The 11,503-nt window shown below is 61.9% G+C and carries 9 protein-coding genes and 1 riboswitch; of the genes, 1 reads left to right on the top strand and 8 read right to left on the bottom strand.

Annotated elements, in window-relative coordinates:
- Positions 1 to 6: 6 nt before the first annotated feature.
- The 6 genes from proB to BLV41_RS03225 all read right to left on the bottom strand — a co-directional run bounded on the left by proB (position 7) and on the right by BLV41_RS03225 (position 9,315).
- Positions 7 to 1,173 carry a glutamate 5-kinase gene (gene proB / locus BLV41_RS03250; protein ID WP_044573651.1) on the bottom strand — a complete coding sequence of 389 codons (1,167 nt, stop codon included), beginning with the start codon at positions 1,171 to 1,173 and terminating at the stop codon, positions 7 to 9.
- Positions 1,173 to 2,786, bottom strand: a complete 1,614-nt coding sequence (obgE, locus tag BLV41_RS03245; RefSeq protein WP_074710452.1) for a GTPase ObgE — start codon at positions 2,784 to 2,786, stop codon at positions 1,173 to 1,175. The genes proB and obgE overlap by 1 nt, the downstream gene beginning before the upstream one ends.
- Positions 2,787 to 2,984: 198 nt before the next feature.
- Positions 2,985 to 3,242, bottom strand: coding sequence for a 50S ribosomal protein L27 (gene rpmA, locus BLV41_RS03240; protein WP_044573643.1), 258 nt, complete (start codon positions 3,240 to 3,242; stop codon positions 2,985 to 2,987).
- 58 nt (positions 3,243 to 3,300) lie between these two features.
- Positions 3,301 to 3,609 carry a 50S ribosomal protein L21 gene (gene rplU, locus BLV41_RS03235; protein ID WP_044573640.1) on the bottom strand — a complete coding sequence of 103 codons (309 nt, stop codon included), beginning with the start codon at positions 3,607 to 3,609 and terminating at the stop codon, positions 3,301 to 3,303.
- A 399-nt stretch (positions 3,610 to 4,008) separates the two neighbouring features.
- A complete protein-coding gene (locus BLV41_RS03230) occupies positions 4,009 to 5,586 on the bottom strand; it encodes a bifunctional hydroxymethylpyrimidine kinase/phosphomethylpyrimidine kinase (RefSeq protein ID WP_074710450.1) in 1,578 nt (525 codons plus the stop codon).
- Positions 5,576 to 5,674, bottom strand: a riboswitch (TPP riboswitch). It overlaps the preceding gene by 11 nt.
- Positions 5,675 to 5,817: 143 nt before the next feature.
- Entirely contained in the window at positions 5,818 to 9,315 is a 3,498-nt protein-coding gene (locus BLV41_RS03225; RefSeq protein ID WP_083360578.1) for an Rne/Rng family ribonuclease, read from the bottom strand.
- A 371-nt stretch (positions 9,316 to 9,686) separates the two neighbouring features.
- Here BLV41_RS03225 and BLV41_RS03220 point away from each other — a divergent pair, with 371 nt between their 5' ends.
- Complete coding sequence (locus tag BLV41_RS03220) at positions 9,687 to 10,322, top strand: vitamin K epoxide reductase family protein (RefSeq protein ID WP_074710448.1); 636 nt, start codon at positions 9,687 to 9,689, stop codon at positions 10,320 to 10,322.
- Positions 10,323 to 10,556: 234 nt separating this feature from the next.
- Here BLV41_RS03220 and ndk read toward each other — a convergent pair whose 3' ends face one another.
- The gene (gene ndk / locus BLV41_RS03215; RefSeq protein ID WP_074710446.1) at positions 10,557 to 10,973 is read right to left on the bottom strand and encodes a nucleoside-diphosphate kinase; all 417 of its coding nucleotides are present in this window, start codon (positions 10,971 to 10,973) and stop codon (positions 10,557 to 10,559) included.
- Between the two features lie 101 nt (positions 10,974 to 11,074).
- Entirely contained in the window at positions 11,075 to 11,503 is a 429-nt protein-coding gene (locus tag BLV41_RS03210; RefSeq protein ID WP_074710444.1) for a DUF4233 domain-containing protein, read from the bottom strand.

Raw genomic sequence — 11,503 nt, 5'->3', positions numbered from 1 at the left:
TGTGAGCTAACCGTTAAGAAGCACCAGGTCATCAACATGGACAACCACACGCTCAAATTCCCGGCCCAGGTCCTTCGCCAACGCCTTGGTGGAACGTCCCAGCATCTGCGGCAGGTCAGAGTGGCGGTAGTTCACCAAGCCGTGCGCAAAGACATTGCCCTGTGCGTCGCTGATCTCCACAGCGTCACCGGCGTCAAAATCACCGGAAACAGCCGTAATGCCGGCAGGAAGCAGGGACTTGTGCCGTTCACTGACGGCCCGAACGGCACCGTCATCCAAGACCAGACGGCCTCGGATGTCGGCCAGGTGAGCTAGCCACAGCATGCGGACGGGGCGCTTGTTGCCGTTGATGCCAAACCAGGTTCCAACGTCCTCCCCCGCAAGAGCGGAGGCCGCTTGTTCGGTGGAGGTGACGAGAGCCGGGATCCCTGTTTCGGCGGCAATCATGGCTGCCTGAACCTTGGTTGCCATGCCACCGGTACCCACACCGGCCTTGCCTGCACTGCCAATGACAATGCCTTCCAAATCCTCGGATGAATCAACGTGGCTGATTCGCGTTGCCCCTTCCGAGGGCGGGCCGTCATAAAGCGAATCGACGTCTGAGAGCAACACCAAGGCATCCGCCTTGACCAGGTGGGCCACGAGTGCCGCAAGCCGGTCATTGTCACCGAAGCGGATCTCGTGCGTGGCAACCGTGTCATTTTCATTGACAATGGGCACCACGCCCAGAAGCAGGAGCCGCTCCAGGGCCCTGTGCGCGTTAACGTACTGGTGCCGTCGCGTGAGGTCTTCCGCGGTCAGCAGCACCTGCGAGGCTGTGACGCCGTGGGACTGGAACGCACGGTTGTAGTGTGCCATTAACAGGCCTTGCCCAACGCTGGCAGCAGCCTGTTGGGTGGCAAGGTCCTTGGGTCGGCGGTTCAAGCCCAAAGGCAGCAGCCCGGCAGAAATTGCACCCGAAGAGACAAGAATGATCTCGGTTCCGGCCAGGCGTCGCTGCGCCAGGACATCGACCAGTTTCGTCAAAGCCTCTTCGGAGATTCCGCCTGCCACTGAAGTCAACGACGACGATCCCACCTTGACCACGATGCGCGCCGCCGTGGCAATGCCCCTGCGTGATTCAAGTGACGATACTTCACCGGCTTCCGGCGTTCCCACAGCTTCAGCGCTCATTAGCTCTGCTTTGCGCCAGCGTCGTCGGATTCACCTTCAGCAGCCAAATCGGCTTCGATGAACTGAGCTTTCGTGGCCTCGCGATTATGGGTCTCGGTCCAAATGCCGGCCTTGCGCTCGGCATCCATCTCGGCACGCGCGGCAGCCTTGGCGTCGCGACGGTCCTGCTGTTCCTGGCGCTTCTGCGAACGCGTGGGACGGTCACCGAGGTCAAGGAGGCGCAGGTCGGTGCCGCGAGGTGCGGCCAGGTGCTCGGCGCCACCCATCATGGTGGGCTCCCAGTCGAAGACCATGCCGTGCTCGCCGCCGATGACCACGGTGTCTCCGGGTGTGGCACCGATCCTGAAGAGTTCCTTCTCAACGCCGGCCTTCGCCAGCCGATCTGCCAGGTAGCCGATGGCTTCCTCGTTCTGGAAATCGGTCTGCTCAACCCAACGCTCGGGCTTTTCACCACGAACGCGGAACAACGGACTCATGTTGCGCTCTTCGCGGCGAATTGTGAAGGATGATTCGTTGACGGCGCGGGGGCGCAGAACCACCGGGGTGACCTTGACGGCGACATCGGCGAGAGCCTTGCGTGCTGCCGTGACAATTTCTGCCATTGCGAAGCCAAGCTGCTTCAGGCCCTCATGGCTTGCCGCTGAGACTTCGAAGACACGGTAGCCGCGGGCTTCCAGGTCAGATCGGACAAATCCGGCCATGTCCCGGCCGTCCGGTGAATCCACCTTGTTCAGCGCGATAAGGCGGGGTCGCGCGTTCAGGGGAACCACGTCACCGTCGGTTCCTGCGAAGCTCATGTCGACGTCGTACTGGTCAAGTTCGCGCTCAATGATGGCCAGATCCGTGATGGGGTCACGGTCGGCCTCCAGGGCTGCACAGTCAAGGACGTGCACAATGGCGGCGCAACGCTCAACGTGGCGCAGGAAGTTGTGACCCAGGCCCTTGCCTTCGCTGGCACCCTCGATCAGGCCCGGAACGTCGGCCATGGTGAAGCGGACGTCGCCGGCCTGGACAACGCCCAGGTTGGGGATCAGGGTGGTGAAGGGGTAATCGGCAATCTTGGGCCGGGCAGCAGACATGGCAGCGATGAGGCTGGACTTGCCGGCGGACGGGAACCCGACCAGCGCGATGTCTGCAATGGACTTCAACTCAAGGACGATGTCGGCCTCTGAGCCGGCAATACCCAACAGTGCGAAGCCCGGGGCCTTGCGCTTCAGTGAGGACAGGGCATTGTTGCCGAGCCCGCCCTGGCCACCGGCGGCAGCAACATACTCCGTGCCGATGCCCACGAGGTCGGCAAGGACATTGCCTTCTTTGTCCTTGATGACTGTGCCATCGGGGACTTCAAGGATCAGCGATTCCCCGTCCTTGCCGTCGCGCCAGTCACCCATGCCGGGCTGGCCGTTGCCGCCGCGACGGTGGGGTGCATGGTGGAAGTCAAGCAAGGTGGTGGTCTGGTCACTGACGCGGAAGGTGACACTGCCGCCATCGCCGCCCTTGCCGCCGTCAGGCCCGCCCAACGGCTTGAATTTTTCGCTGTGAACGGAGACGCAGCCGTGGCCGCCAGTCCCGCCGGATACGTGCAAAACAACCCGGTCAACAAAGCTGGCCACTGAAATCTCCTCGAATAGAACTTAAGCCTGTGCGCACTAATTCTAGTCCGCTACTAAAGCAGCGCCCCGTTTCCGGTCGGCGCTACTGGTGGTGAAAAATGCTGGTGTTACGAGACAGCGCTGGCATAAAAAGCCGTGCTGGTGTTAAAAGCCAGTGGAGCGAGCCATGCGGCCCGCTCCACTGGAAAAGCTTCGGTATTAGACCGTAGCTGCAACGATGTTCACAACGCGACGTCCACGACGCGTGCCGAACTCGACTGCACCTGCGTCCAATGCGAACAGCGTGTCGTCCTTGCCACGGCCAACGCTAACGCCGGGGTGGAAGTGTGTGCCGCGCTGGCGAACGATGATTTCGCCAGCCTTGACAACCTGACCGCCGAAGCGCTTTACGCCCAGGTACTGAGCGTTGGAGTCACGACCGTTGCGAGTGGAACTCGCACCCTTTTTATGTGCCATTTGAAAATGCCTGCCTTTTTACTAAAAGAATCTAAGAGGATCGAACGTCTTTCGCTTATTAAGCGATTGAGGTGATCTTGACCTTGGACAGTTCCTGACGGTGACCCTGGCGCTTCTTGTAGCCGGTCTTGTTCTTGAACTTCTGGATGACGATCTTCGGTCCACGAAGATCCTCCAACTTCTCAGCCGTAACCTTCACATTAGCCAGGTCCTTCGCGGCTGTGGTGAGCTTGTCACCATCAACCAAGAGCAAAGCGGGCAGCTCAAGCGTGCTGCCAACTCCACCGGGGACGCGGTTCATGGTCACGTGGTCTCCTACGGAAACCTTTTCTTGACGGCCGCCTGCGCGGACAATCGCGTACACCACTGGGGAACTCACTTCTCTCGACGTTTATTACAAAGTTTTTGTGCCGGCGCGGATCATGATTGATCTTTCGCCAACCGTATACAGCCGTACTTCACAAATAAAGGAAATACAGTGTGCATACTATGTGCCTCAACGCCGTGGACCTCAATGGAGTTCTGCCATGGAGTGGTTGCCCTAGGTGTTGGCGTAAGCACCGAAGATCAAGAATACGCTAATTCTGGCTTCGGGGGCAAATGAGACTGGTTTCGACTCCCTGCGCTGCCCTGGATAAACATGCTCAATCCAGGAACTACGTGAAGATCGCAGAAACCTTGACTCAGCAACTTTAGCGCGCTTGTTGCCGATTTATGACATTTTGGGCCTGGACGCGCCGTATTTGTCGCTCAAAACCGGGTGTGGTTAATCACGTGACGCCCCGGCCAGGCCCTCAACCAGCAGGTGAGGGGCTGCAAAGAAGTCCACCTCATACTGCGCGGAATAGGCGAAAGCTTCCCGCATCTTCAGGCGTTCAAGGGGCGAACCTCGGCGCGCGGCGGCATCGGTGAAGCTGATGGCCTGCTGCGTGGCTCGCGCAAAGTCTTCATCGGCGTAAGTTGCCAGCCATGTCCCATACGGGTGCTCTCCCTCGAAGCCAAGATAATCGGCATGGAGTAAGCGTCCAACCTCGGCATACAGCCAGTAGCACGGCAGAACCGCTGCCACGACCTCGCCGTAGCTGCCACCGAACGCCACGGCCTGGAGATGGTCTACATAGTGCTTGGTGACGGGCCCCTGAGGCGACTCGAGAGGGTATTTGCTGAGCCAGTCACGATGCAGGCCCAGCTCCACGTCGATGCAGTTCTGCGCCCCGCCCGCCCAGAATTTTTGTTCCGCTTCGGTAGGGGCCAGCGAACTCGCCCGGGCAAGAACCCTGGAATAGGTAGTCAAATACTGGGCATCTTGAGCCAGGTAGTAAGCAAAGTGGCTTGGATGGAGGGTACCGGCAGCCAGTTCCTGGATGAAGTCCAAGTCAAAGATGGCCGCACGCTGGGGCGCACAGTCGGCCCATAGTTCGCTGGAAAATGTTTGGTCGGCAGGCGCGGCACTCCCCCACAGGGCATGCAGGTGATTGATTGGCCCGGCACCGCTGCCAACCTGCAATGCCTCAGCGGCCTCCAAGGCTCCGGCCAGCCACAGCTTGGCTCTGTGCACACTTTCGACCCAGTCACCTGTTTGCGCTTGTAGCGTGGCCACAGCCGAGGACAGGGAGCAACCTGTGCCGTGCGTATTTGCCGTGTTGATGCGGGCACCTTCAAATTCATTGACCGCACCATCTGGGCCAACCAAGGCATCCGGGCACTGTGGTCCTGGCAAGTGCCCTCCCTTGACGAGCACCATGACGCCATGTTCGGCGGCAAGGGCCTTCCCCTGCTCCAGTGCCACACTCCACGAGGTGGCTTCTGGGAGGTTCAGCAGGACCGCCAGTTCCGGGAGATTCGGGGTCACCAAATGGGTGACTTTTAGCAAGTCGAGCAGCGCCTGACGGGTTCCATCTTCAACCAGCGCATCACCGCTGGTGGCAATCATGACGGGGTCAAGAACCACGACGGCGGGAGCGACCCGTGCCAACCAGTCCCCTACTGCTTTCATCACCTCGGCATTGCCAAGCATGCCTATCTTGACGGCATCCAGGGTGATGTCCGCCGCGACGGCATCCAATTGCGAGGTGAGGAAGGAGACTGGCGGAACATGGATCCCCACCACGCCTTGGGTGTTTTGGGCCGTCAAGGCGGTGATGGCTGCCATGGCATAGCCACCATGAGCCGAGATGGATTTGATGTCCGCCTGAATCCCGGCGCCACCGGACGGGTCGGAGCCGGCAATGCTAAGAATTCTAGGGTGCTTCACGCGGGTTCCCGCGTGGGTGGACGCCGCGGGCACAGCGGATACTGTCACGGAAGGCAGAAGCGGAGACGGCACTAAGGTACTGGTTGTCATGGGACATCCCTTCGCCGGTGCTAACCGGGCAGGTTCAACGGGTATTGTCTCAGCCGGCCCTTGTGGCCTGGCACCCCGTGTCGCCTTCCACCCTAGTGCTCTCACCCCTCCAATATGCAACCAGCCCGCACAAGATGTCCCTGGTTTGCATTATTGGATGCGGTGCGGGTCATCGTGTGCGGGCTGGTTGGCTCATGCTTGTGCTTGCTCAAGCAGGCACGCCAAGGCGGCTTAGAGCTCTGAGGCAGGCACTCCCACGCCGAGGATGATCGGTTCGGATGCTTTCTTGACCACGGGCACTACGGGCTTGTCAGCAACTGCGCTGCTGTGGGGTGTGGAGCCCTGGCCGGCAGGAGCCTGTGCGGAGGTTTCCACGGCCATGTCAGCTCCACCCTGGGCGCTGCGTGCGCTGCGGTTGCGGCGTCCGCGGCGGGACCGTGAGCGGTTGTTGCCGCCGGCCTCGGTCGAAGCCGCCTCAGCCGAATCGGTCTCCGAGTTTCCGGGTGCCGACAGCTGATCCAGTGCCTGCGTCAGGTCTGCCAGAGCAGCCGCCTGATCCACATTGGTGGTGCCGGAGAAACCCGTGCTTTCACTGCGGTGACCCCGGGGCAGCTCGATGGCTTCCCCGCCCAGGGTGAGGGTTGCGGCGTCGGACTCCACTGCGGCGGGCGCCTGGTGGGGCTCAGCGCTGACGCGTTCGTGGTGTGAAGCAGCAGCCGCGGCGGCAATGTTGGCCAGCGCAGCCCGTGCCTCGTGGGCCTTCTGTGCCTTGGCCGCGTCGGCAGTCTCGTCGCTCACAACTACAGGTGCGGCCTCAAGCTGCGGTTCGGTTTCGCCCTGCTGGTTGCGGTTGCGGTTGCGCTTGCGCTCACTGCGGGTCGACCGGTTGGCCGTGCGCTCGTTCTCACGGTTTTCCTGCTTGGGAGCCGGGGCATGAATCTGGGCGACTTCCACAGCGGGGCTGTGGGTGCGGCGGTGCTCCACGGGGATTTCGTGAGTGACCATGCCGCGGCCGGCACAGGACGGGCAGAGTTCGCCGAAGACTTCCAGCAGGCCGGTGCCCATGCGCTTACGGGTCATCTGAACCAGACCCAGCGAGGTCACCTCGGCAACCTGGTGCTTGGTTCGGTCACGACCCAAGCACTCCACGAGGCGGCGCAGCACCAGATCGCGGTTGGATTCCAGGACCATGTCGATGAAGTCGATGACGATGATGCCGCCGATGTCACGCAGGCGCAGCTGTCGAACCACTTCTTCGGCTGCTTCAAGGTTGTTCTTGGTGACGGTTTCTTCCAGGTTTCCACCGGAGCCGGTGAACTTACCGGTGTTGACGTCAACCACTGTCATGGCCTCGGTGCGGTCGATGACCAGTGAACCGCCCGAAGGCAGGAAGACCTTGCGCTCAAGGGCCTTGTTGATCTGCTCGTCGATGCGGTGCACGGCAAAGATGTCATCGGGCTTGGTCCACTTTTCAAGGCGGTCCAGCAGATCCGGGGCAACGTAGGTCACGTAGGCCTCAATCGTGTCCCATGCATCTTCACCGGATACAACCAGCTTCGAGAAGTCCTCGTTGAAGACGTCGCGGACAACCTTGATGGTGAGGTCCGGTTCGCCGTACAGCATTTCCGGGGCAAGGGTCTTGTGCGAGGACGCCCGTTCGTTGATGCCTTCCCACTGTGCCCGCAGCCGGTTGATGTCGTTGGTGAGCTCTTCCTCACTGGCGCCCTCGGCGGCCGTGCGCACAATGACGCCGGCGTTCTCGGGCAGGTGGTCCTTCAGGACGCGCTTGAGGCGGTTGCGTTCGACGTCGGGCAGCTTGCGTGAGATGCCTGTCATGGAACCACCCGGGACAAACACCAGGTAGCGTCCGGGCAGGGAGATCTGGCTGGTCAGGCGGGCACCCTTGTGTCCAACCGGGTCCTTGGAAACCTGGACCAGTACGGAGTCACCGGACTTGAGCGCGTTCTCAATGCGGCGCGGCTGTCCGTTGAGGTTTGCTGCATCCCAGTCAACTTCACCGGCATACAGGACGGCGTTGCGGCCGCGTCCAATGTCGACGAAGGCAGCTTCCATGCTGGGCAGCACGTTCTGGACCTTGCCGAGGTAGACGTTGCCAATGAGCGAATCCTGTTGCGTCTTGGAGACGAAGTGCTCGGCGAGGATGCCGTCCTCGAGAACACCGATCTGAATTCGGTCATCGCTCTGGCGAACCACCATGACACGGTCAACGGACTCTCGGCGGGCCAGGAATTCGGCTTCTGTGATGACGGTACGGCGGCGGCCGGAATCGCGGGAGTCGCGGCGGCGCTGCTTCTTGGCTTCCAAGCGGGTCGAGCCGCGCAGGCTGGTGACGCGATCCGAAGTGGTGGCGGTGGACTCGACGGGGGTGCGCGGGGCACGCACACGCGTCACGGTGTTGGGCGGATCCTCATCGGTGCCGCCGGCCAGTTCCAGGTCCTGGTCCCCGCGACGGCGGCGACGGCGACGGCGGGAGGTCACGCCGTCGTCCATGACTTCATCTTCGTCGGTATCTGAGTCGGCAGCCTCGACGGTCTCTGCAGCCTCGTTGCCGCGGCGGCGGTTCCTGTTGCGGGCACGGCCACGGCGGTCGCCATCGTTACCTGTTGTGGTTGATTCCTTTTCCTCGGAATCCTCACTTGCGGTGGCGGCAGGTACGGCCAAGCTCAAATCAGGGGCCAGGAACAGTGCAGACAGTCCGGCGGCCGGTGACAGGAACAAGGACTCCGCGGCTGGCTGCTCGGCCACAGGTGCTTCAGTCGCAGCCGGAACGTCCGCGGCGCCGGCTTCTTCGGGTACTGACTGAACAACCGCCGGTGCAGACTCGGCTCCAGTTGGGAGCACGGGTGCTGACTGGGCAGCAGACTTCCGCCGGCTGCGCGTCGCGCGGGCCTTGACAGGGGCGGGCTCCTCGGATTCTACGGGCTCAGCAACGGCAGGCTCGGCAACGACCGGGGCAGCTGCTTCCTCCGCGGCAATGACCGCAGCGGTGGCGCCTGCGGCGGATTGCGCCGGCGCAGCGGCACGCCGAGAGGCGCGGCGAGCCGGCGCCTTCTTGGCGGGAGCAGATTCTGGCGCGGCAGGAGCCTCAACGACCGCTTCGGCCACGGGAGCTGCGTCCAGCTCCGCGGCCGGGGCTGCCTCGCCCGGGCTGGTGACGGGAGCCTTGGCCCGGCGGGTCCGCTTGGCGGGCGCCTTGGCCACCTCAACAGCAGCCGGGGCGGAATCGCTCACAGCTGCTGCTGCCGTAGCGTCCTGACCCGACAGGCTCAATTCGCCCTGTACGCCTTGTTCGGCCGGTGCGGCGGCTGGTGCCGTGACAGGTGCAGTGGCACGACGGCGGGTGGCCCGCTTGGCCGGAGTCGCTGCTACAGACTCATTGGCAGCGGTCTGTGCCGGTGCAGCGGCTTCAGGGATGCCATCCAGGAGTGAAGGTTCTGCACCCTGGGTGGATGCCGCGCTGGTTGCTGCTGCGCTCTCGGCTTCCAGCGGTGTGGTCTTCTTGGCGCGGCTGCGGCGTGCCGGTGCCTTCTTGGCTGGTGCCGCGGTCTCCGCAGCGGGTGCTTCCACGGCGGGTGCTTCCACGGCAGCAGCTTTGGCGGCCGAGGTACTCGTGACGGCTGCCGTTGCGCGGCGTGAGCGGGTAGTTTTGGCAGTTGCTTTTACCGGTGCAGCTTCCGTGCTTGCAGGTGTGCGCTGTTCATTTTCCATTATGGGCGTTACTTTCGCACCGAATTGGCGCCCCCACATCAGGCCCCAAATGCGGCAGATGTGTCAGCACCCGCGGGCGCTGACGGAAGTCGTCTAATTACTCCTCAGGCGGCACCAACTCCTGGGTGCGCAAGCTCTGAAAAGCCAATGGTTTGCCACGAACTGGCCGGCGGATGGCTGCACGCGTTGGCAGCGTCGTCACCGGTAGCCAGTGGGCTTCCCATTGGACTGAAGGGCGCATGTGGATCACCGGTCAGCCGAAACCATTGTCTCATACGCACCCCCTCACGACGCGTTTGCTCGCAGGGCGCGCCAAGAAACTCGGGCTACAATCAGGACACAAATAGCCCAGCCCCTTGAGTAAGGACGTCATGCCCAGCTCCAACGTTTCAACCAGCTCACCAGCGGACGCGGACCTGCCAGCCCTGTCGCGGTCAAGGTTCTTTGGCTGGTTCCTTGTTATTGCCGGCGGTATTGCATGGATCTCTTCCTTCACGCTGGTGCTCGAACGCCTGCATCTGTACACCAACCCCGACGCGAAAATCAGTTGTGATTTCAATTCGTGGATTTCCTGCGGCGAAGTCATGAAGACCCCACAGGCCGCCATTTTGGGCTTCCCGAATCCGCTGATCGGCGTGGTCGCCTTCGCCATTGTGGTGACAACAGGCGTGGTCTTGTTGGCCGGAGCCCGACTGAACCGCTGGTACTGGATTTGCCTGCAAGTGGGCATCACCGCCGGTATTGGCTTGGTCTGCTGGTTCTGGATCCAGGCCGTCTACGTCCTGGCTGTTCTGTGCCCCTACTGCATGATTGTCTGGGCCATGATGATCCCCATCTTCGTATTTACAACACTGCGCAACCTGAACCATGGAGTCATTGCCGCACCGCCAGCACTCACGAAGTTCCTGAACGACTGGGCCTGGGTCATCGTTGGCCTGCTGTACCTAGGAACCCTGGCCTCGATCTTCTTCAAGTTCATGTCGCTGATCATCCCCTCCAACGCCTAACCACCCGTCAAACGCTCCTGCAGATGCGGGGCTGTCTTGACCAACGCTCCTGCAGCCGCTGACCAGTTCACGCTGCGGGAGCGTTTGTGTTTAAGGCCCCGTATGTGAGCGAGCGTCGGGAGGCGGGGTTCGGGAGGCGGGGTGAGGTACGACGACGAAGGGCACCTTCCATAGGGAAGGTGCCCTTCGTCGTTCTATCCTGGCCTCGACAGGCTCGGCCAGCGCTAGTTGCGCTTAGGCGAACCAGATGCCAATCTCACGCTCGGCGGACTCAACCGAGTCTGAACCGTGGACCAGGTTCTGCTGAACCTTCAGGCCCCAGTCGCGGCCAAAGTCGCCGCGGATGGTGCCGGGGGCTGCCGTGGTGGGATCGGTGGTGCCGGCCAGCGCGCGGAATCCTTCGATGACGCGGTTGCCTTCGAAGATCGCGGCCACAACCGGGCCGGAGAGCATGAACTCAACCAGGGGCTCGTAGAACGGCTTGCCAACGTGCTCTTCGTAGTGTGCCTCAAGCTGCTCGCGGGTTGCGTTGACCTTCTTCAGCTCCGCCAGGGTGTAACCCTTGGCTTCGATGCGAGCCAGGACAGCTCCGGAAAGGTTGCGGGCCACGCCGTCGGGCTTAACCAGGACAAGGGTGCGCTCAATGCTCACGGTAACTCCAAATAAAATAGGTAAAAAGGACAATCTAGAATCAGCTTACTGGGATCTGGACAGGCTCGACCAACGGGTGGCCGGGCTCGATCATCTGGCGTTTAAGCCTGCTCGGTGTGTTCGGCATCCCATTGCGCCTGAGCCTGCGCCCGGGCTACGTTCTCGCGATCGATTTTGGCACCGCCGTAAATGGCGTACCACCAGGCCGCCGTGAAGAGAACGCCCACAATGAACATGGACACCTCCCAGAAGCCGCCGGCTATCAGCACCAGCTGCAGGAACCAGCCGAAGGCGATCCCCCACGCTTTGCGGACAACACCGCACGCCAACACGAGCAGGACGGCCAATACGCCTGCCACCACAAGGTAGAGCGGGTTCTTGTCGTGAATGCCAAACAACGCCAACCCCAGGAACAAGGCCACGAAGGCCTCGAGCATGAGCACCACCGAGGCGAACATCATCTTGGTGGAACGGAGCTTCTTAGGCGTGTTGGGCTTCCATTCGCGTTGTGCTTTTGTCAGCTTGGCCAT

The organism is Arthrobacter alpinus, from assembly GCF_900105965.1.
GTDB classification, from domain to species: domain Bacteria; phylum Actinomycetota; class Actinomycetes; order Actinomycetales; family Micrococcaceae; genus Specibacter; species Specibacter alpinus.
The sequence above is the reverse complement of the archived record's forward strand: the minus strand, read 5'-3'. Positions and strand labels throughout refer to the sequence as shown.

What these genes read in the sequence shown, in the direction of transcription:
- proB (WP_044573651.1), bottom strand. Translation starts at nt 1,173, where the DNA reads ATGAGCGCTGAAGCTGTGGGAACGCCGGAAGCCGGTGAAGTATCGTCA.
- rpmA (WP_044573643.1), bottom strand. Translation starts at nt 3,242, where the DNA reads ATGGCACATAAAAAGGGTGCGAGTTCCACTCGCAACGGTCGTGACTCC.
- BLV41_RS03230 (WP_074710450.1), bottom strand. Translation starts at nt 5,586, where the DNA reads ATGACAACCAGTACCTTAGTGCCGTCTCCGCTTCTGCCTTCCGTGACA.
- BLV41_RS03225 (WP_083360578.1), bottom strand. Translation starts at nt 9,315, where the DNA reads ATGGAAAATGAACAGCGCACACCTGCAAGCACGGAAGCTGCACCGGTA.
- BLV41_RS03220 (WP_074710448.1), top strand. Translation starts at nt 9,687, where the DNA reads ATGCCCAGCTCCAACGTTTCAACCAGCTCACCAGCGGACGCGGACCTG.
- BLV41_RS03210 (WP_074710444.1), bottom strand. Translation starts at nt 11,503, where the DNA reads ATGGCCAAGCTGACAAAAGCACAACGCGAATGGAAGCCCAACACGCCT.